The organism is Pseudomonas sp. A2 (assembly GCF_023100865.1).
Classification (GTDB): domain Bacteria; phylum Pseudomonadota; class Gammaproteobacteria; order Pseudomonadales; family Pseudomonadaceae; genus Aquipseudomonas; species Aquipseudomonas asiatica.
Map to the genome: position 1 here is coordinate 4,132,404 of NZ_CP039127.1, position 20,439 is coordinate 4,152,842.

The 20,439-nt window shown below is 64.8% G+C and carries 17 protein-coding genes; 8 read left to right on the forward strand and 9 right to left on the reverse strand.

Annotated features, from left to right (window positions below; translation table 11 throughout):
* Positions 1-11 precede the first annotated feature (11 nt).
* Positions 12-1,298: an aminotransferase class V-fold PLP-dependent enzyme gene (locus tag E5221_RS19160; protein WP_247846250.1), complete on the forward strand. Its 1,287-nt coding sequence runs from the start codon at positions 12-14 to the stop codon at positions 1,296-1,298.
* Positions 1,299-1,417: 119 nt separating this feature from the next.
* On the opposite strand, the gene E5221_RS19165 is transcribed toward E5221_RS19160, so the two are convergent.
* A complete protein-coding gene (locus E5221_RS19165; RefSeq protein ID WP_247846251.1) occupies positions 1,418-2,386 on the reverse strand; it encodes an alpha/beta hydrolase in 969 nt (322 codons plus the stop codon).
* A gap of 142 nt (positions 2,387-2,528) precedes the next feature.
* Here E5221_RS19165 and E5221_RS19170 point away from each other — a divergent pair, with 142 nt between their 5' ends.
* Positions 2,529-3,650, forward strand: coding sequence for a cupin-like domain-containing protein (locus E5221_RS19170; protein ID WP_247846254.1), 1,122 nt, complete (start codon positions 2,529-2,531; stop codon positions 3,648-3,650).
* A gap of 40 nt (positions 3,651-3,690) precedes the next feature.
* Here E5221_RS19170 and E5221_RS19175 read toward each other — a convergent pair whose 3' ends face one another.
* From E5221_RS19175 to E5221_RS19185, 3 genes are all read right to left on the reverse strand, one after another.
* Positions 3,691-5,082, reverse strand: coding sequence for an aspartate aminotransferase family protein (locus E5221_RS19175; protein WP_015271114.1), 1,392 nt, complete (start codon positions 5,080-5,082; stop codon positions 3,691-3,693).
* Positions 5,083-5,299: 217 nt separating this feature from the next.
* Entirely contained in the window at positions 5,300-6,622 is a 1,323-nt protein-coding gene (locus E5221_RS19180; RefSeq protein WP_085705129.1) for an ATP-binding protein, read from the reverse strand.
* A complete protein-coding gene (locus tag E5221_RS19185; RefSeq protein WP_013973469.1) occupies positions 6,619-7,302 on the reverse strand; it encodes a response regulator transcription factor in 684 nt (227 codons plus the stop codon). The genes E5221_RS19180 and E5221_RS19185 overlap by 4 nt, the downstream gene beginning before the upstream one ends.
* Positions 7,303-7,598: 296 nt before the next feature.
* Between E5221_RS19185 and E5221_RS19190 the strand changes: the two genes are divergently transcribed.
* The 3 genes from E5221_RS19190 to E5221_RS19200 are packed head-to-tail and all read left to right on the forward strand — an operon-like array spanning position 7,599 to position 10,227.
* Positions 7,599-8,945 carry a DUF6861 domain-containing protein gene (locus E5221_RS19190; RefSeq protein WP_247846255.1) on the forward strand — a complete coding sequence of 449 codons (1,347 nt, stop codon included), beginning with the start codon at positions 7,599-7,601 and terminating at the stop codon, positions 8,943-8,945.
* Between the two features lie 19 nt (positions 8,946-8,964).
* Positions 8,965-9,576 (forward strand): GAD-like domain-containing protein, encoded by a 612-nt coding sequence (locus tag E5221_RS19195; protein ID WP_003260595.1) that lies wholly within the window; start codon positions 8,965-8,967, stop codon positions 9,574-9,576.
* Between the two features lie 24 nt (positions 9,577-9,600).
* Positions 9,601-10,227, forward strand: coding sequence for a GAD-like domain-containing protein (locus tag E5221_RS19200; RefSeq protein ID WP_247846257.1), 627 nt, complete (start codon positions 9,601-9,603; stop codon positions 10,225-10,227).
* A gap of 16 nt (positions 10,228-10,243) precedes the next feature.
* Here the strand turns inward: E5221_RS19200 and E5221_RS19205 are convergent, their stop codons facing one another.
* From E5221_RS19205 to E5221_RS19225, 5 genes are read right to left on the reverse strand one after another with little or no spacing between them, the layout of a single operon-like run.
* Complete coding sequence (locus E5221_RS19205) at positions 10,244-10,810, reverse strand: nucleotidyltransferase family protein (protein WP_013973474.1); 567 nt, start codon at positions 10,808-10,810, stop codon at positions 10,244-10,246.
* Positions 10,807-11,778: an XdhC family protein gene (locus tag E5221_RS19210; protein ID WP_247846259.1), complete on the reverse strand. Its 972-nt coding sequence runs from the start codon at positions 11,776-11,778 to the stop codon at positions 10,807-10,809. The genes E5221_RS19205 and E5221_RS19210 overlap by 4 nt, the downstream gene beginning before the upstream one ends.
* 3 nt (positions 11,779-11,781) lie before the next feature.
* Positions 11,782-12,993, reverse strand: coding sequence for a cytochrome c (locus E5221_RS19215; protein WP_039615122.1), 1,212 nt, complete (start codon positions 12,991-12,993; stop codon positions 11,782-11,784).
* A gap of 2 nt (positions 12,994-12,995) precedes the next feature.
* Positions 12,996-13,532: a (2Fe-2S)-binding protein gene (locus E5221_RS19220; protein WP_013973477.1), complete on the reverse strand. Its 537-nt coding sequence runs from the start codon at positions 13,530-13,532 to the stop codon at positions 12,996-12,998.
* Positions 13,525-16,356: a xanthine dehydrogenase family protein molybdopterin-binding subunit gene (locus E5221_RS19225; RefSeq protein ID WP_061551064.1), complete on the reverse strand. Its 2,832-nt coding sequence runs from the start codon at positions 16,354-16,356 to the stop codon at positions 13,525-13,527. The genes E5221_RS19220 and E5221_RS19225 overlap by 8 nt, the downstream gene beginning before the upstream one ends.
* 560 nt (positions 16,357-16,916) lie before the next feature.
* Here E5221_RS19225 and dsbD point away from each other — a divergent pair.
* From dsbD to dsbG, 3 genes are read left to right on the forward strand one after another with little or no spacing between them, the layout of a single operon-like run.
* Positions 16,917-18,632: a protein-disulfide reductase DsbD gene (gene dsbD, locus E5221_RS19230; RefSeq protein ID WP_247846261.1), complete on the forward strand. Its 1,716-nt coding sequence runs from the start codon at positions 16,917-16,919 to the stop codon at positions 18,630-18,632.
* The gene (locus E5221_RS19235; RefSeq protein WP_247846263.1) at positions 18,632-19,468 is read left to right on the forward strand and encodes a TlpA disulfide reductase family protein; all 837 of its coding nucleotides are present in this window, start codon (positions 18,632-18,634) and stop codon (positions 19,466-19,468) included. The genes dsbD and E5221_RS19235 overlap by 1 nt, the downstream gene beginning before the upstream one ends.
* 1 nt (position 19,469) lies before the next feature.
* Positions 19,470-20,228 carry a thiol:disulfide interchange protein DsbG gene (gene dsbG, locus E5221_RS19240; protein ID WP_247846265.1) on the forward strand — a complete coding sequence of 253 codons (759 nt, stop codon included), beginning with the start codon at positions 19,470-19,472 and terminating at the stop codon, positions 20,226-20,228.
* Positions 20,229-20,439: the final 211 nt, after the last annotated feature.

Genomic DNA, 20,439 nt, shown 5'->3' on the forward strand with positions numbered 1-20,439 from the left:
CGAGCCATTTGATGAACGATCGTCGCACCTTTCTCAAGCAGGCCGGCCTGCTTGCGGCCGCCCTGCCCCTCACAGGCCCACTGCTGCCTGCCGCCCAAGCGGCGGCTGCGCAGCCTGCAACCGCCAGCGACTGGGCCGGGTTTCGCAACCTGTTCGAGCTGGACCCGGCGTACGCGCACTTTGCCAACTTCCTGATCACCTCGCACCCACGGCCCGTGCGCGAGGCCATCGAAGCGCTACGCGCCCGCTTCGACCACCACCCGGCCCGCATGGTCGACTGGGACAGCCAATCGGAGTGGAAGCACGAGGCCGCCGTGCGTGAATGGGCAGCCCGCTACCTCGAAGTGACGCCCCGGCAAATTGCCCTGACCGGCAGCACCACCGAAGGCCTGGGGCTGATCTATGGCGGGCTGAAGATTGCCCCGGGGCAGGAAATTCTCACCACCGTGCACGAGCATTCGGCCGCCCGCCATACCATGGGCTTTCGCACCACGCGCGATGGCACACCGGTGCACCGGTTGCGCCTGTTCGACGACCCCGCCAAGGTCAACAGCGACCAGGTACTGACCACCATCGCCGCAGCCATCGGGCCGAAAACACGAGTACTGGGCATGACCTGGGTGCACTCGGGCAGTGGCGTGAAACTGCCCGTGGGCGAGATCGGCGCGCTGGTGCGCGAGGTCAATCGCCAGCGTGACGAGCAGGACCAGATCATCTACGTGATCGACGGTGTGCATGGCTTTGGCGTCGAAGACATGCGCTTTGCCGATCTCAACTGCGACTACTTCATCGCCGGCACGCACAAGTGGATGTTCGGGCCGCGGGGTACCGGGATCATCTGCGCGGCGTCCACCGAACTGAAGCAGCTGACCCCGACCATTGCCACGTTTTCCGAGAACGAGGACTTTGCCACGGTGATGACGCCCGGGGGTTACCACGCGTTCGAGCACCGCTGGGCATTGGGCAAGGCGTTCGAGTTGCACCTGCAGCTGGGCAAGGCGGCGGTGCAGGCACGGATTCATGGGCTCAATGGCTATCTCAGGCAGCGGCTAGAGGCGCTGCCGGGGGTCGAGCTGGTGACACCGCGCAGCACGCAGTATTCGGCGGGGTTCACCTTCTTCCGGGTCACGGGGCAGGATGCTGACGAGGTGGCCCGGTATCTCAACAGCCAGCGCATCGTGGTCGATGCGGTGTCTCGGGATGTCGGGCCGGTGGTGCGGACGGCGCCTGGGCTGTTGAATACCGAGGCGGAGATCGAGCGATTGGTGGATATTCTGAAGCGCTACCTGCGCGCTTGAGGGTTGCCAGTACCGGCCCTATCGCCGGCAAGGCGGCTCCCACAGGCACTGCACATGACTTGAAGTCGGTGCGGTCGGTGTGGGAGCTGGCTTGCCGGCGATAGGGGCGCGAGCTCAAGTCAGGACTGGCCGCCGACCCGCTTCAACCACGCCCCGACATCCCGGTAAATCCCCTCTACCTGCCCCACGATCCCCGACATGCGCAAGAAGTCATGGGTCAACCCCTCCACCCGGGCAAAGGTCACCGCCGTCCCACCCGCCACCAGCCAGTCACGATAAGCCATGCCCTCATCATGCAACGGGTCATATTCGGCCACGAACAGGTAAGCTGGTGCCAACGGCTGGCGCAGCGTCGACAGCAACGGCGATACCCGCCAGTCAAGGCGCTGCTCGCGCTGCGGCGCATAGTGCTGGTAGAACCACTCCAGGGTAGGCGTCTCCAGCAGGTAACCCTCGGCATGCTCGCGATGGGACTCACGCCAGCAGGAGATATCGGTCACCGGGTAGAACAGCAACTGTGCCAGCGGCTTGAACGCCAGCGCCTCGGGCTGCTCCACTGCCGTAATGGCCAGCACCGCCGCCAGGCTGGCGCCCACGCTGTCCCCTGCCAGCACCACCCGGCGGTTGTCCAGGCCCAGCGAGGCCGCCTGCTCAGCCAGCCAGTTGGCGGCGTCCAGTACATCGTGCAGGGCCTTCGGGAACTGCTGCTCCGGCGCCAGCCGGTAGTCCGCCGCCAGCACCGCGAACTCGCCCAGGGCCGCCAGGCGACGGCACACCGAGTCATGCGAATCGAGGCTGCCGACCACATAGCCGCCGCCATGCAGGTACAGGATCACTGGCTGCAAGGCAGCACCAGCATCGCCCTGGCGGTAAAGACGAGCAGCCAGACGGGCACCGTCGCGCGCGGTAATCTGCAACTCGCTGGCCCTGACGCTGCCGGGCGGGCTCGGGTCGAGTACCTGCGAGCTGCCTTCGAACTCGGCACGGGCCTGGGTCACGTCCATCGCGTGCATGGGCAGGCTCCTGCCCGTCAGCCGGCCAAATTCGACCAGTTCCAGAAATGCCGCCAGATCAGGGTGCAGTGCCATGTGGGTTCCTTGGGTGAACAATGTGACTCGAGCCTCCCTACGGGACGTAGCAGCACGCCGAAAAATTACCCGCCCACACGGCTAAATCGTTGGTGCAGGCACTCGTTATCCCTGCACAACGAAAGACCGCCAGAGGCATACCGTGGACCTTCAGAGCATCCTCAGCAAACTGTTCGCCAACGCCCATGCCGTCGGCATCGAAGGCGTTTTCCAGTTCGTCTTCGGCCAGGACCGGGCCTTCTGGTCGGAGGTGCGCGACAGCAGCCGCACCGGTGCCGGCCGGCACAGCGCCCCGGACGTCACCATCGAGGTGGCCGAGCGTGACTTCATGGGCATCATGGGCGGCACCGCCAACGTCGAAGAACTGTTCGCCAGCGCCCGCCTGAAGATCAGCGGCAACATGGGCCTGGCCACCCTGCTGCCGCAGATCATCAGCAACGCCCGGCGCGGTGCGCCGGCGACCAAGGTGTCGATGAACCAACGCTACCCGACACCGGCACGCCTCAGCGAACGGGTATCGGCCGCGCAACCGGTGCAGCGCGAGGTGGCACGCATTGCCCGCGCCGACATGCCACTGGCGCGCTTCCAGGGCGATTACCTGGAGCACGGCACGCCGGTGGTCATCAGCGATGCCCTGCAGGACTGGCCGCTGTTCACCATGGGCCGCGAAGCTTCGCTGGAGCATTTTGCCGAACTGCAGGGCATCACCCGGCACGGCGACTACGTGAAGAAGACCTTCTCCACCGACCGCGACTTCCGTTCCACTTCCATGGCCGACTTCATCGCCTCGCTGGACACCCCTGCCAAACCCGGCGAAACCCCGGCCTACATGGGCAACAACATCGTGCCGGAAAAGCTGCTGAGGCTGATTCGCTACCCGCAGTACTTCGCCCGCGAGAAGTTCATTGCGCCGCGCATCTGGATCGGCCCCAAGGGCACACTGACGCCATTGCACCGCGACGACACCGACAACCTGTTCGCACAGGTATGGGGGCAAAAGTCGTTCATCCTTGCCGCGCCGCACCATCGCCCGGCCCTGGGTACCTGGTCGACCAGCCCCAAGGGCGGCCTGGACGGCTGCGACTTCAACCCCGACGCCCCGGACTACCAGCGCTTCCCGGCGGCGCGCGAGGTGCCGTTCCTGCGCGTGGTGCTGCAGGCCGGTGACCTGTTGTTCCTGCCCGAAGGGTGGTTCCACCAGGTGGAGTCTGTGACCACCTCGCTGTCGGTGAACTTCTGGGTGAATTCCGGGCGCGGCTGGTAGCCGGGATTGCCAGGGGCCGCTGCGCGGCCCCGGCAATCGATCAGACCGCCGCGATCAACGCCTCGGCAAAGCGCTGCGCGACCTCGTCGATCTGCTCGCCACTGATGATCAACGGCGGCAGGAAACGCACCACTGCCCCATGCCGCCCACCGAGTTCCAGGATCAGCCCGCGCTTGAGGCACTCGCGCTGCACCTTCGCCGCCAACTCACGGTTGGCCGCCGGATGCCCAAGTGCATCCCTGTGGCCTTGCGGATCCACCAGTTCCACCCCAAGCATCAGGCCACGCCCGCGAATATCACCCAACTGCGGATAATCCCGCTGCAACTGCTGCAGGTGCTGGCGCAGGCGCTGGCCCATGGCCTCGGCATGCTCTGCCAGGCGATGCTCGACCAGGTAATCGATCACTGCCGAACCCGCCGCCATGGCCATCTGGTTACCACGGAAAGTGCCGGCGTGGGCGCCCGGTTTCCAGGTGTCCAGCCAGTCGCGGTACACCACCACCGCCAGCGGCAGGCTGCCGCCAATGGCCTTGGACAAGGTGACCACATCCGGGATGATGCCGGCATGCTCGAAGGCGAACATGCGCCCGGTACGGGCGAAACCGCTCTGAATCTCATCGACGATCAACGCCACGCCGGCCTGCTCGGTGATACGGCGTACCCCCTTGAGCCACTCGATATCGGCCGGAATCACCCCGCCCTCGCCCTGCACCACCTCGAGGATCACCGCCGCCGGCAGCGGCACGCCGCTTTCCGGGTCGAGCAGCAGGGTTTCCAGGTAATGCAGGTTGGCCCTGACCCCGGCTTCGCCGCCCAAGCCGAACGGGCAACGGTAGTCGTAGGGGTACGGCATGAACTGCACACCGTTGCCCAGCAAGGCCCCCAACGGCTGCTTCGGCCCATGGCTGCCCATCAGGCTCAGCGCCCCCTGGCTCATGCCATGGTAGGCGCCCTGGAAGGCCAGCACGGTGCTGCGGCCGGTGGCGCTGCGCACCAGTTTCAGCGCGGCTTCCACCGCATCGGTACCGGTCGGGCCGCAGAACTGGACCTTGGCCTCACGGCGCAACGCCTCGGGCAGCACACCGAACAGGTCCTGGACGAAGCGGTCCTTGACCGGTGTGGTCAGGTCCAGGGTGTGCAACGGCAGCTCATCGGCCAGTACCCGCTGGATCGCCTCGACCACCACCGGGTGGTTGTGGCCCAGCGCCAGGGTGCCGGCGCCGGCCAGGCAGTCGATGAACTGGCGGCCTTCGACATCCTCCACATGGATGCCACGGGCGCGCTTGAGTGCCAGGGGGATGCGCCGCGGGTAGCTGCGGGCGTTGGACTCCTGTTGTTGCTGGCGTTGCAGCAAGGGTGAATCGGTGAACTCGTACAAGGCACGCGGCGCGCTGGCCGGCGGGACCTGGGCAAGGCAGGAAGCGGTGGACATGGGTGAATCCTCGCAAGCAAGCGAAAGTGCGGGTGTTCGTCGCTTGGAAAACGCTTGAGTGCGGGGAGGATTTAGCGGTTGCTGTGGGATTTTTGAAAGCAGGCCCGGCCTCTTCGCGGGTAAACCCGCTCCCACAGGATTGGCACAGATCTCAGGGTTGATGCAGTACCTGTGGGAGCGGGTTTACCCGCAAAGAGGCCGGCACAGGCAATAAAAATCAATTCCCCGAGCGCGCCGGCACTTGCAACAACACCCGCAACCCATCACTGCGGCTGTCGAACTTCAGGCTACCGGCACAACGCTGCACGATCGCCTGTACGATCGCCAGCCCCAGCCCGCATCCACCACTCTGCCCGTTACGCCAGAAGCGCTCGGTCAGGTGCTCAAGGTCCGCCTCGGCAATCCCCGGCCCATGGTCCCGCACCATGAAGCCCACCTGGCCGTCAGCCATCTGCACCTCAAGCTCCACCGCCTCGTCGCCGCCATGGCGCAAGGCGTTGTCCAGCAGGTTGCGCAGCGCCGCCACCGCCAACGGTGCCGGCATGCCCAGGTAGATCTGCGTAGCGGCTTCAGGCAAGCGCAGCACGATGCGCCGGTTGTCACCGCCGCCGGCATCCTGCACCGCCTGCCGGGCCACCTGCTCGGCGCTGCACTGCACGCCATCCTCGAACGACAGGCTGCCTTCCACCCGCGCCAGCATCAGCAACTGCTCCAGCGTGCGGTGCATGCGGTCGGCGCCCTGCTCGGCATGCTCCAGCGCCTGCTCGCGCACGGCGCCATCGGTCATCCGTGCCACCTGCAGGTGGGTCTTGATCGCCGTCAGCGGGCTGCGCAGTTCATGCGCGGCATCGTCGGTCAGGCGCCGCTCACGCTCGATGGTCTGGGCAATGCGCAGGAACAGCTGGTTCTGGGTTTCCAGCAACGGTTGCAGTTCGCTGGGCATGCCCGCCACCTGCAACGGCTCGACGCTGTCCGCGCGCCGGCGGCGCAGGGCATCGCGCATTCGGTTGAGCGGCTCCAGGCCCTTGCCCAGGCCGATCCACAACAACCCCAGGCTGCCAAGCAGGGCCATCAGCACCGGCGCCGAGGCCGCCAGCAGGATCGACTGGTTCAGTGCCTCGCGCTCCATGTGCCGGTCGGCGGTAGTAATGCGCACATCGCCATGGTTGTAGGTAAAGGTGCGCCACAGGGCGTCGTCGATAGTCTGGTCACGGAAACCGCTGCGTTCATCGTCCATGACGCCATCGTGCTTGTGGTTGCTGGCGAGAATCTCGCCACGCAGCGAGCTGACCTGACAGGCCATGCCGTCCGGCACGCTGAACTGGTCGGCGGAAAAGTGCGCCTCCCCGCCCTTGGCGGTCAGCGGCTGCGGCAGCTGGTCGATCAGCCCGGCGACCATGCGCGCCGAAGCCACCAGGCGCTGGTCGAGGGAGAACATCATCTGCTGGCGCAGGTCTCGCAGCATCCACGCGGCGGCCAGCGCCCAGATGATCACGAAGGCGCTGCCCAGGATCAGGCTCAGGCGTACCCTCAGGCTCATGATGCGGCTTCCTCCGGCGCCTGCGCCGGGCCAAGGCGGTAGCCCAGGCCGCGCACGGTCTCGACGATGCCATTGCCCAGCTTGCGCCGCAGATGGTGGATATGCACGTTCAGGGCATTGCTCTCGACTTCGTCGCTGAAGCCGTACACGCAGTCTTTGAGCTGCTCGCTGGACAGCACCCGCCCGGGGTTCTGCAGCAGCGCCTGGAGCAATGCCTGTTCACGCCGGGACAGGTCGACCGGCTGGCCGGCCAGGGTTGCCTCGCAGCTGCTCGGGTCGTAGCGCAGCGGGCCGTGTTCGATCACATTCACCGCCCGCCCGGCTACGCGCCGCAGCAGGGTGTGCAGGCGAGCAGCCAGCTCGCGCAGGTCGAACGGTTTGAGCAGGTAGTCGTCGGCGCCGGCCTGCAGGCCATCGACACGGTCGGTGACCGCATCACGGGCGGTGAGCACCAGCACTGGCAGCGTCTCGCCTTTCTCGCGCAGGCGGCGCAACAGCTTCAGGCCGTCTTCGTCGGGCAGGCCAAGGTCGAGAATCATCACGTCGAACTGCGCGGCCTGCAGCATTGCCCGTGCATCGGCGGCGTTGCCCACACGGTCCACGGTCAGACCCTGGGCGGTAAGGCCGGCGCAGATGCCGGCGGCGATCAGGTCGTCGTCCTCACAGAGCAGAACGTGCATGGTGGGGCTCCCGGAATGGTGTAGCTGGCATTGCACCTTGGGCGGATTAAGGGGGGATTATGGACCTTTTGTGGGGGATTGGGGATGTATGGCGCCTGCGGCAACGAGCACCGCGCAACTGCCACATGCGCCCGGGAGCGACAAACATTTGAAGCCCCCCCAAGGCCCACCCCGACAGCCTAACTCCGCCGAACACGCCGGAAACGAAGTCGCATTTTCCTACAACTGGCTCAGAAACTTCCGATCCGAATCCATGATGGGATTTCCCCCTGCACACGCTGTCAGGGAGACACCTCATGTACCTGGATTACCTCGTGCCCTCCTGGCACGAGATCGAGTCACGTGTCATCGCCATGGTGGGCTACCAAAGCGGTGGCCAGTTCCGCACCAGCCTCAATGAAGAGGTCGCCTCGCTGGGCCTCAACCTGCGCCGGATCGAAGCCGTCCGCACAGCCTTCTACCACGCCGAATGGCAGGCGGCGCACATGCTGCGCCAGCGCTTCGCCGACCTCGACATCAACAGTATCGTCGACGAACTGCTGATGGTCGTGCGGCAGATGGCGATGATCGTCGCCGGCAGCACCATTACCGGTGGCCTGCTTGGCGCGGGGGTTGGCGCATTCGCTGGCGGCGCCGGAACCATTCCGTTCGCCGGCGCGGGCGCGGCCATGGGCCTCAAGGTCAGTGGCTGGATCCTCGGCGCGCTGGGGCTGGCCTCCATCGCCGAGTTCTTCATCGAGGGCTTGCCGCGTATCGGCGAGTACTACGTCGACGGCATTCGCTTCGCCTGGGAAGGCACCTGCGGCAATGAAGGCTCGGGCCCGTTCTGCCGGGACGACCCCTATGCGATATCCCGGGCCACGCATCAGATTGCCAAAGGCCATGTGGAAGTCGTGCTGCTGTTGTTGGGGGCGATCGTGTCGTACCTCACCCGCGGCCGCGGCGATGCCCGGGTGCTGGCCCAGGAAATGACGGCCAGCCGCAAAGGTGCGCGGCTGGGGCAATGGATGCTCAAGCATGAAGAGGGCTTGAAGAAACGGCCAGACCTGCAGGTGCCGGAGCGGCGCAAGGGGGCGGTGGGTGAGCCGCAGCCGATGCAGCCTGATCGGCCGGCAGGGAAAGACAAGGAGCCCTCGACAGGGAAGCCCGGTAGCATGCCGTTGCATACGGTGGCGTGCTTCAAGGCCGACAAATTGCCACCCGCCAAGCATGGCGAGTTTGAACGGCAGTTGAAGGGGCAGCAGGATGGGTTGAATCGGCTGACGGTTGAGGAGTTTTTAGAAAACGTTGCCAATCCCGTAAAGCGAAACCCAATTGTAGCGCGCAAAGCTCGTAAACAGATGCAAGACAAATTAGAGCAACGGATACTGGACGACTTGCCAGACGATTTGAGCCCACGTGAAGCCCAAAGGACGGCTGCAAAATTAGCGAAGGAGACGATGGCAACGCTCGCGGCATTGCACAACCCGGACCTGACCGCTGGAGGAAGAGATGTCATTGCCGATTTCGGTGACAAACAAGTCAACTCCACCATTGGCCCACAGTGGAAAAGCAAGATCAAGGGTATGCAGCAAGCTGCCGAAGAAGCATTGAAATCAGGCGGAGATTCCTCCTTCATGAACATCAAACTGATCAAGTGCTAGATTGATATGGAGCCAAATGATGGATGACGTCTATTCCGTCTTTATCGATACAATTGGACCACCTATTCACAGGCAAGAGGTTCCTCCTTCAACCATCGAGCGTTACAGGAGAAAGCTGCCGAAGAAATTATTGGAACATTGGACGACACATGGCTGGTGTGGATATGGTGATGGTATTTTTTGGACCGTCGACCCCCAAGAGTATGAAGGCGTCGTTGCATCTTGGATTGACGGCACGTCCCTGGCCGAACACGACACCTACCATGTGATCGCGCGCGGGGCGTTTGGCGACCTCTACTTATACGGAGAGAGAACCGGTTTCTCACTATGCATTGCGAGCCATATCTCACACTATTGCGGCAACAACCGCCGAATAGCAAACATTGACAGGCACGTTCAATCTTTCTTTCTACAGGTTAAAAAGGACAGCAATGACTTCGAGGATTTATTCGAACCATCAAGAAACAATCTAGGCCCACTCAATCACGATGAAATGTATGGTTTTGTCCCCGCACTCGTCTTCGGCGGAAAAGCAAGACTGGAGCGAATTGAAAAAGTAAAAACAATTGAACACTTGATTATGCTTTCACAACTTTCGGCACTCGAACCCTACAGCTTCTCCGACTTCTAAACACTTAAAAAAGGACTTAATCAAATGGACGTCATCTTCAGCATCTTCCTCGAAACCTTCGGCGACCCCGTCGGCCACCAACCAGTACCGCCCTCTGCCCTCGATCATTACCAAGGCAAACTCCCCAACCGTCTCCTGGGATACTGGCAAGAGCACGGCTGGTGCGGCTACGGTGGTGGCCTGTTCTGGCTGGTAAACCCTCAGGATTACGAAGACGTAGTAGCGTATTGGCTGTCAGGCACGCACTTCGAAGCACGCGACACTTATCACCTCATCGCCCGTAGCGCTTTTGGCGACCTGTACCTGTGGGGTGAAGACACCGGCTCGGTGCTGACCATTGCGGCGTACCATTCCCGTTACCTCGATGGCGCCCCCAGCTCAGGCGACGAAGAGCGGGACAACAAGATCCACGGCCTGCTCATGTGGCTGATGACCGAATGCATCTATTTCGACGACCTGTTCGAACCCGCCAGGGAACGGCTCGGCACGTTGGCCGCAGACGAAATGTATGGCTTTGTTCCTGCCTTGATGCTGGGAGGGTCAGACAGCCTCGAGCGGCTTGAAAAGCTCAAAGCAGTCGAGCATCTGGTACTGCTCGCCCAACTGAGCGAGCTTCAACCCTATGAGCTGGCTGACGAACAAGATGAATAGGCCCTGACAAGTGCGTTCACCGGTGCACCGCATCAGGCTTGTCGACATCCAGCAGCACACCGGTATCCGGCACTTCTACCCTGACACAACTCGCCGGGTTGGCCTTGACCACCGAACGCGCCCCTTCATCGCCGGTCAGGCGCGCAAGCGCCGGCCAGAAATCGCGCCCGAACAGCACAGGGTGCCCTTGCTGCCCTTCATGGCAAGGCAACACGATGGTCGACGCGCTGGCCCTGGAAGCCAGCCGGGCAAGGGTTGCCTGCTCCAGCCAGGGCATGTCACCCAACAGAATCGCTACTGCCTGCGCCTCACTGTCGGCCAGCGAGGCGGCGCCGGCCGCCAGGCTATGGCCCATGCCCAATGCGAAATCCGGGCTGGAGACGACCCGGCACCCCGCAGGCAGCCCCAGATCCACGCCCCGCTCCCCCTCGCGCAACACCACCCGCACATCGTCGAACACTGCACAGGCCCGCTCCACGCTGTGCACCAGCAAGCTGCGACCATCAACCAACAGCGCCCGACGCTTGTCAGCCCCGAAACGCACGCTGCTGCCAGCAGCCAATATCAGTGCAACCACGCTCACAGCGCCTCCCGCTCGATACCATTGCGCACGCGAAGGATATCGGCCAGCACCGCCAAAGCGATCTCGGCCGGGGTCTTGCTGCCCAGGTTGAGGCCAATCGGGGCGTGGATGCGGCCCAGTTCGACCTCGCCCAGGCCACCGATCCGCCTCAGGCGTTCACGGCGCTTGTCGGAAGTCGCCCGGGAGCCCATCACACCGATATAGAACGCCTCGGTGCGCACCGCTTCGAGCATGGCCAGGTCATCGATCTTCGGGTCGTGGGTCAGCGCCACCACCGCGGTGTCGGCATGGCAACCGCCATGGGCGATGAACTCCGATGGCAGCTCACGACGCACCTCGATGCCATCCAGCCGCACGCCGTCGAGCACTTCGTCACGCGGCTCGCAGAGGATGACTTCGAAGCCCATGCCCTTGCCGAACTCGGCACAGAAATGCGCGACGCTGGAGTACCCGGCCAGCAGCAGGCGCTGGGCGGCCCCCACACGCAAGCGTACACAGGCACTTTCACGCTCCACACGCGGCCCCTGTCTATGGTCATCGGCAAGCAGGCACCTGCCCTCGGGCAGGCTCACTTCACGCAGCACACGGCGCTGGCCCTGAATTGCGCTTTCCAGCTCACGCAGGTGCGCCTGTACCTCGCATTCGGCCGGCAGGTTCTCCACCAGCACTTCCAGCACGCCGCCACACGGCAGGCGGATGCTCGAACGCGAGTCGCTACCATCGCCATAACGCACGATAGCCACCGGCTCGGGAAACTCCCCCCGCCCCACGCGTTCGAGGAAGTCGTCTTCGACGCAGCCACCGGACAGCGAACCGAGCCACCGCCCGCTGGCGTTCACCGCCAGCAGCGAGCCCGGCGCACGGGGCGCCGAGCCATAGGTGGCGAGCACCGTGCACAACCACACCCGCTGGCCGCCGCACGACCACTGCAACGCCTGGCGGACCACCTGTAGATCGAGATGCTGCACCCTTTACTCCGCCTTCAGCTCGGCGAGCTGCTGTACGCTCAGGTCACCGGGCAATCCACCCCAGGCCTGGCGCAGGTAGTTGACCATATCCGCCACCTGCTGGTCATCGAGCTTGTCGGCAAAGCCCGGCATCGGCTGCATGCGCTCGAAGCCGGTGAACTGCTGTTCACGGATGCCTTCGAGGACCACCTTGACCAGGTTGCGCGAGTCGGCCTGGCGTAGCACCGTGTTGCCACGCATGGCCACGGCGATGTGCGGCTTGCCCTCGCCGTCCACCCCATGGCAGCCGGCGCAGACGTTCAGGTACTGCTGGCGGCCGCGCCTGGCGCTGTCGCTCATCTGCTCCAGTGCCACCGTCTGGATGGCCTTGGCCGGCGGTGGCTGGTCGCCAAGCAGGTAAGTGGCCATGGCCGCCAGGTCGGCATCCTCCAGGTGCTGGGTGCTGTGGTGCACCACCGGGAACATTTCGTTGAACATGCTGCCCTGGGCACTGATGCCGTGCTTGAGGAAGGTGGTCAGGTCCGGCTGGGTCCAACCGCGCTCGGCCAGGTCCTGGGCCAGCAGGCTCGGGGCCAGGTAGCCACCCAGCAGGCCGCCGCTCAGGCGCTGGTCTTGCTGCAACGCACCGATCGGGTTGCGCGGGGTATGGCACTCGCCGCAATGGCCCATGACTTCGACCATGTACTGCCCACGCTGCCAGGCCGGGCTTTTGCCCTCGGTCGGCTGCAACTGCACGCTTTTACCGTACAGCATGTTCCAGCCGCTCAGCCCCTGGCGCACGTTGAACGGAAAGCGCAACGCAGTCTGCGGTGCCGGGCGGTTGATTGGCGGTACGGTCATCAGGTAGGCGAGGATCGCGTCCGAATCTTCGCGTTTGATCAGGTGGTACGAGGTGTACGGCATCGCCGGGTAGAGGTTGGCGCCGTCCTTGCGCTTGCCCTCGGTTACCGCGGCGAAGAATTCGTCGGCGCTGTAGTTGCCGATGCCGTACTGCTTGTCCGGGGTGATGTTGCTGCCGTAAATGGTGCCGAACGGCGAATGGATCGGCAGGCCGCCAGCATACGGCGCACCGCCTTCAGCGGTGTGGCAGGCCATGCAGTCGGCCGCGCGGGCCAGGTATTCACCGCGCTTGACCTGCGCCTGGTCGGCTGCCTGGGCAAGCGAGGTAACGGCAAGCCCGAAAGCCAGCGCCATTGCGCTACGAACAAGACCCATGCTCAACCCTCCTTGACCAGGCCGAGGTCGTTGAGCACCGTGCGGGTGGCGTCGTAGTAACGCACGTAGCCGGTGCAACGGCAGATGTGGTGGCCCAGGCTCGCCTCGATGCGGTCTTCCACCTCGCTCTTCTTCAACGGCTGGCGCTGGGCGGTTTCCACCAGCACCGTGGCGGCATTGACGAAGCCCGGCGCGCAGTAGCTGCACTGGAAGGCGAACAGGTCGACGAACTTCTGCTGGATCGGGTTCAGCGTGAGGTTGCCGGCCTCGTCCTGTTTGGCATGGCCCTCGATGGTGCGGACCTTCTTGCCCTCGAAGTAATGCGCGCCGGTAATGCAGGTACGCACCTCCTCGCTGGTGCCGTCGGGGTTGTCGACGATCACCACGCAGGCGTGGCAGATGCCCTGGCCGCAGCCCAGGCGCGAGCCGGTGAGGTTCTGGTGTTCGTGCAGGTAGTCGATCATCGCCAGGTCGTCGGGGACCTCGACCGGGCCGACCGGTTGACCATTGAGGGTCAGTTGCAGTGGACGGTTAGCCATTGAGGGCCTCCTTGATACGGGCTGGGGTGATGGGGAGATCGCGAACGCGCTTGCCGATGGCATGCGCGACAGCATTGCCGATGGCCCCCACGACCGGGATCATCACCACCTCGGCGATGCCCTTGGACGGGTCGGTCGGTGACAGCGGCGGGAGGATTTCGCTGGTCTGTTGCCACACCGCCACGTCGCGCGCATGCGGCAGGCGGTAGCGGTTGAAGTTCCAGTCGCCCTCCCCGGGCCCGCCCTCGTACAACGGCATTTCTTCGGTCAAGGCATGGCCGATGCCCATGGCGATACCGCCCTCGAGCTGGCCCTTGACCAGTTCCGGCACCAGCACCCGGCCGCACTCGACCCAGCTGTGGTGGTTGAGCACCTGCACTTCGTGAGTGCCTTTGTTCACCTTGACTTCGACAATGGTCGCCACCGGGCTGTAGTAGGTGACCATGGCGTTGTTCAGCTGGGTGTCGGGGTAGGCGGCGTTCTGCCGGTCGAGCAGGTGGTAGCCGTGGCTGCTCATCTGCGCCTTCTTGGCGCTCACCGCGCCATCGCCGTATTTGACTGCCACCGCGTCGAGCGGGAAGCGTTCGCGCACGCCATCGATGACGAAGTCGGCCTCGGCCCAGCTCCAGCGGTTGAAGCCGTGCACGCTGACGCCGGTGACCAGGCCCATTTCATGGGCCTTTTGGGCCAGCTGGGCGAACGGGATCGGTGACAGGCCGTTGCCGGTCAGCTCACCGTTGACCCATACCGCATTCTCGCGGCGCACCACCAGCGGGTTGGCCTGGCCGCCGTACGGGCCCTGGCGCCAGATGGCCATGGCCGCCGGCCAGAGACCGTGGTTGAACAGCACGCGTGCCGCTTCGCGGGTGGCATGGCTGAAGTAGAAGGCCGAGTTGGTCGCCGACGACGGCGAAGCAAGCTTGCCGACCCAGCGCGGGTTGCGCAGCGCGGCGTCCTGCTCGGGCTGGCTGATCAGGTAGGGGTTGCCGCTGGTGGTCAGCTGCAGCTCCGGCCATTCGGTGACCGCGGTCTTCACCTCGTCGGCCGAGCGGCCGAGGAAATCGCTGACAACCAGGGCCTGGGAGGTGGACATGCCGGTGCCCAGCTCGGTACCGATGTGGCGCAGGCTGATGCGCCCGTCGCGGCTGAACTCGATGCTGGCCATGGGGGCTTCGGAGCCGGTGCCGAAGTCTTTCTGGCAGATGGCAAAGCCCACGCCATACCAGTGGTCCGGGTCCTTGGCGTCCATCTGCTGCTTGCGCGCGTCGCGGTTGCGCCACCAGTCGTGCACGGCGGCCTTGTCGAGAATCTCATACAGGCGCAGGGCGCCGGCCGGGACCGCGCCCTGGGTGTTCTTCATGCCCGACTTCAGCGCGTTGGCGCGGCGCAGGTCGATGGCATCGACGCCCAGGCGCCCGGCGACCTCATCCACCATCATTTCGGTGGCGGCCATGGTCTGCAGCGTGCCGTAGCCGCGCATGGAGCCGGCCTCGACGCCACGGGAGTGATAGGCAGTGACCGACAGGTCGTTCTGCGGCATGTAGTAGATCGACTGCGCCGCCGTGGCCCCCACCGCTGCCACCGACGGGCTGTAGTTGATACGCCCGCCGCCGTCGCAGCTCATGTCGGCGCGGAAGATCTTGAAGCTGTTGTCCTTCTTGTCCACCGCCAACTGGTAGCGGATATCGAAGGCATGGCGCTTGATGCCGCTCTGGAACTGCTCGTAGCGGTCGTTGGCCAGGCGGATCGGCACACCGGCGCCATACAGCGCGGCCACGGCGGCGTAAAAGACGAAGATGTTGTTGTCTTTCGAGCCGTAGCCCACGGTATAGCCTGGGTGCATGTTCAGCGTGTTCAGTGCGAAGCGCGACGGCTTGATCATGTGCACGCATTCCTGCGCCACTTCGAACGGGCACTGGGTCGCGACCACAAAGTGCAACGTGCCGCTGGCCGGGTCGTACCAGCCGTTGCCGTTGTCCGGCTCCAGGGCGGCCGGCTCGATGGACGGCGTCTTGTAGCGCTCGTCGAACACCAGCCAGTCCTCTGGCGGGTTGTCCAGTTGCTCGGCCATGCGCTTGGCGTAGAACAGGCCCTGCTCGGTCAGGTCGCCATGCTGATTGGGCTGCTTCGACCACACCGGCTTGCGGTTGAGGATGGTGGGGAACAGCATGGAATTCTTCAGGCTGGAGAATTCATCGTCGTCGAACGGTGTGGCACCGCCCACGCGCACGAAGCGGAAGCTGCCGTAGGGGTCGCGCTGGTACAGCGGCGCCTGGGCGCCATAGCGGATCGCCTGGTCATTGAACTGCAGCTTGCGCTTGGCCTGACGGAAGCGCTCGAAGTCGTGCCAGATCAGGATCGCCACCGGGTGGCCGATGAACATAGGCACCTTGCCGGGCGGCAGCAGCGGGTCGGGCGAGTGGGCCTCGGGCCAGGCGATGCCGTCCTTTTCCAGGTCGGCAGCGGTGACGATGCGGTCCGGCTGCAGGTCGGCACCAAGCAGGCTGAGGTCATGGCCGGCATAGATACGATCGGCCTTGGTCGCCTTGAGCAGCAGCGCATGGCCCTGCTGTGCGGGCCAGCCGGGCATGTCCTTGGCACGGATGTCGCGAGCGAACACCTTGTCGCCGCACACCTTGGACAAGGCATCGTTACGGAAACGTGCCTTGCCATCATGGTTCATCCACTTCTGCGGCGAGGTGGTGACGCGTTCCTCCATCAGCGCGGCGAATGCCTGGCTGCCGAGCGGCGCCATGGTCACGCCGACACCAGCGATCAGGCCGCCTTGCAGGAAGGCGCGCCGGGAAATATCACGGTTGGACATGCTTGATCCTCTGGGCAGCAGGGGGTCTGCCCTTTTTTTGATTCTGGTACTAGCCTGAAAAGCTGACCTGTACGTCAACTTTACAGCAATTGTGTTGGCGCAGGCAAAGTCAAGTCGACAATATGTCGCGACATGTCTGGGATCTGGGGCGGAATTTGCTCTGGGGCTGGTAGGCGTTCGTCTTAGGATCTTCGGCGCTTGGGAGACCGAGCGCCGCCCGCGCGGCGCTTCGCAGCACAAGGCTGCTCCTACATCTGTTTCGGGCCAGTAACGCCTGTGCCAGTGCACGCGACCGCCTTGTTCGTACAACGCGATATCGAGACATGCGCCAAAGCGTTCGCGCACAGACCTCATAGGAATAATTGGCCCGAAACAGATGTAGGAGCAGCCTTGTGCTGCGAAGCGCCGCGCGGGCGGCGCTCGATCTCCCAGGCGCAGACAATCCCACGGCAAACACCTGCAAGCCCTGATGCGCCCCCCTGACCAAAAACCAGAGTTAACCTTGGGTTAATCGACCCAAGCCAGCATGACCCCTTTCAACGTACTGCCAAGGCGAAGACATGCGCGTCCTCCTGCTCTTCCTGACACTACTGCTGGCCGGCCCATTGCAGGCCAACCCGTTCGATGTCAAACCGGACTTCCTGCCGGTCAACCAGGCCTTCGTGCTTACCCACGACCGCCAGGCCGACGGCCAGATGCGCCTGTTCTTCCAGATCCAGCCTGGCTACTACCTGTATCAGAAACGCCTGAAGTTCGACGGCCTGCCTGCCGAACAGCACCCGCAACTGCCGGCCGCTCTCAACCACCACGACGAGTTCTTCGGCGACAGTGCGGTGTACCGCGACCAGCTAGAACTGCTGCTCCCGGCCGATGCCCAGGGCCAGCTGCGCCTGGGCTGGCAGGGCTGTGCCGACGCCGGCCTGTGCTACCCCCCGCAAACCACGTTGGTCGACCTGGGTGGCAGTGTGGTGCCGGCGGTCGAACAAGCCAGTGACCAGGCCCTGGCCAGCGACCTGCAAAAAGGCCACCTGGCCTGGAGCCTGCTCGCGTTCTTCGGCCTGGGCCTGTTGCTGGCCTTTACCCCCTGCTCGCTGCCGATGCTGCCGATCCTCGCCGGGCTGGTGCTGGGCAATGGCGCCAGCGCCCGGCGCGGCTGGATACTGGCCGGGGTCTATGTACTGAGCATGGCCCTGGTGTATGCCGCCCTGGGCGTGGTCGCCGCACTGCTGGGTGCCAGCCTGCAGGCCTGGCTGCAGCAACCCTGGCTGCTGGGCAGCCTGGCGGGGCTGTTCGTGCTGCTGGCCCTGCCGATGTTCGGCGCCTTCGAGCTGCAACTGCCCGCCGCCGTGCGTGACCGCCTCGACCGCGCCGGGCAAGGCACCCGTGGTGGCAACCTGTATGGCGCGGCGCTGCTGGGCGCGCTGTCCGGCCTGCTGATGGGCCCGTGCATGACCGCGCCGTTGGCCGGCGCGCTGCTGTACATCGCCCAGAGCGGCGACGTGCTGCAGGGGGCGCTGGTGCTGTTCAGCCTCGGCCTGGGCATGGGCGTGCCGCTGCTGTTGCTGGTAACCCTGGGCAACCGCTACCTGCCCCGCCCGGGCGCCTGGATGAACCGGGTCAAGGGCGTGTTCGGCTTCGTGTTCCTGGGCATGGCGCTATACACCTTGCGCAGCCTGCTGCCCGCAGCATTGCTGCTGGCCCTGAGCGGCGCCTTGCTGATTGCCCTGGCCTGGGCTGCCTGGCCGGCCCTGCAGCGGTTGCCGGCGTTGCGCGCCTTGCCACTGCTGGGAGCCCTGTGGGGCGGCCTGCTGCTGGTGGGTGCGGCGGCTGGTGGCGACGACCTCTGGCAGCCGCTGCGCCCGTTCGCCGGTGGCGGCGCTGCGCCGGCCACCGGCCAGCACATCGAGGACGCTTTCGTCACCGTCAGCCGCCCCGAAGACCTGCAACGCGAACTGGATACGGCCAAGGCCCGTGGCCAGTGGGTGATGCTCGACTACTATGCCGACTGGTGCGTGTCGTGCAAGGTCATGGAGAAACAGGTGTTCGCCCGCAGCGACGTGCAGGCCGGCCTGGCCGGTGTGCACCTGCTGCGCCTGGACGTGACCGCCGACACCCCGGCCAGCCAGGCCTTGCTGCAGCGCTACCAGGTACCCGGCCCGCCCAGCATCATCTGGGTCGGCCCGGAAGGCGACGAACGCCGCGCGCGGCGCATCACCGGTGAAGTGGATGCAGCCGCCTTCCTGCAACACTGGACCCAGACCAGGAGCCAAGGCTGATGCTGACCGTAACCCTCGGGCCACTGACCATGGCCCTCAACCACCTGCTGATGCTCACCGCCCTGGTGATCGCCAGCATGGTCGGCTGGTGGGTCGCCCGGCGTGGCGGCGAGAGCCCGGAATCGGCACTGTTCAACCTGTTCCTGATCGGCCTGCTGTGCGCACGCGCCGGATTCGTGCTGGCCTACTGGCCGATGTACCAGGACGATCTGCTGCAGATCATCGATATCCGTGATGGCGGCTTCCTGTTCTGGTCGGGCCTAGCCGGCATCGTGCTCGGCGCCCTGTGGCAGGGCTGGCGCCATCCGGGCCTGCGCCGCCCGCTGGGCTGGGCGCTGTTCAGCGGCGCGCTGTTCTGGGGCCTGGCCAGCCTCGGGGGCCACCTGTACAGCAAGGGCACCGAACTGCCCGATTTGAGCCTGCGCAAGGCCAACGGCCAATCCGTGGCGTTGCACAGCTACCGCGGCAAACCGCTGGTCATCAACATCTGGGCCACCTGGTGCCCACCCTGCCGACGCGAAATGCCGGTGCTGCAACAAGCGCAAAGCGCTTACCCGCACGTGACCTTCCTGTTCGTCAACCAGGGCGAGACCCCGGAAAACGTCAGCACCTTCCTCGTCACCACCGGCCTGAGCCTGACCCACGTGCTGTTCGACAGCACCGGTCTGCTGGCCCAGCGCGTCGGCTCCATGGCCCTGCCCACCACCCTGTTCTACGACGCCGACGGGCGCCTGGTCGGCAGCCATCTGGGTGAGCTGTCCCGGGCCAGCCTGCGCCACGCCCTGGAGCCTTTCGACCGGGCCACCGCGCCCGCCCCTGCCGCACAAGGAAACTGACATGCGACTGACTGCACTGCTGCCCCTGTCCCTGGCCCTGCTGGCTGCCCCCACCCTGCATGCCGAAGAGTTGCCCAAGGCGATTGCGCAACTGCAAGCCAAGGGCGCCGTGATCAAAGGCAGCTTCGACGCCCCCAACGGCCTGCGCGGGTATGCCGCCGAGTACCAGAACAACGGCCTGGCGCTGTACCTCACCCCTGACGGCAAGCATGTACTGGTCGGCAGCCTGTTCGACGAACAGGGCAACGACCTCAGTGCCGAGCCGCTGAAAAAGCTGGTGTATGCGCCGATGAGCAAGGAAATCTGGGCGAAGATGGAGAAAACCTCCTGGATCGCCGACGGCAAGGACGATGCACCGCGCAAGGTGTACCTGTTCAGCGACCCCAACTGCCCGTACTGCAACATGTTCTGGGAACAGGCGCGGCCATGGGTGGAGTCGGGCAAGGTGCAGTTGCGCCATATCATGGTCGGCATCATCCGCGAGGACAGCCCGGGCAAATCGGCGGCGCTGCTGGCGGCGAAAGACCCGGCCAAGGCACTGCAGGAACATGAAAAGGCCGGCAAGGCCAGCAAGTTGAAGGCACTGGAGCAGGTGCCGGAGGCGGTGCAGCAAAAGCTGGCGGCGAACATGGCGCTGATGGAAGAAATGGGCTTGCAGGCGACCCCGGCGATCTTCTATCAGGATGACCAGGGCAACCTGCAAAGCCAGCAAGGCGCACCGCGGCCGGAGTTGCTTGGAAAGATTCTCGGCAAGCGCTGATGTGAAATCGCCGGGGTTGCCTTGCAGCCCATTCGTAGCACAAGGCTGTGGCGGACCTGTGGGGCAAGCCCGCGAAGAACTCAACGCGGTGTTATGGCACCGGCTGCGCCGGTTTTCGCGGGCATGCCCGCTCCCACAGGTACTGCGCCAAACCTCGAGAACAACGCCGTATCTGTAGGAGCGGCCTTGTGTCGCGAAAGGGCCGCATAGC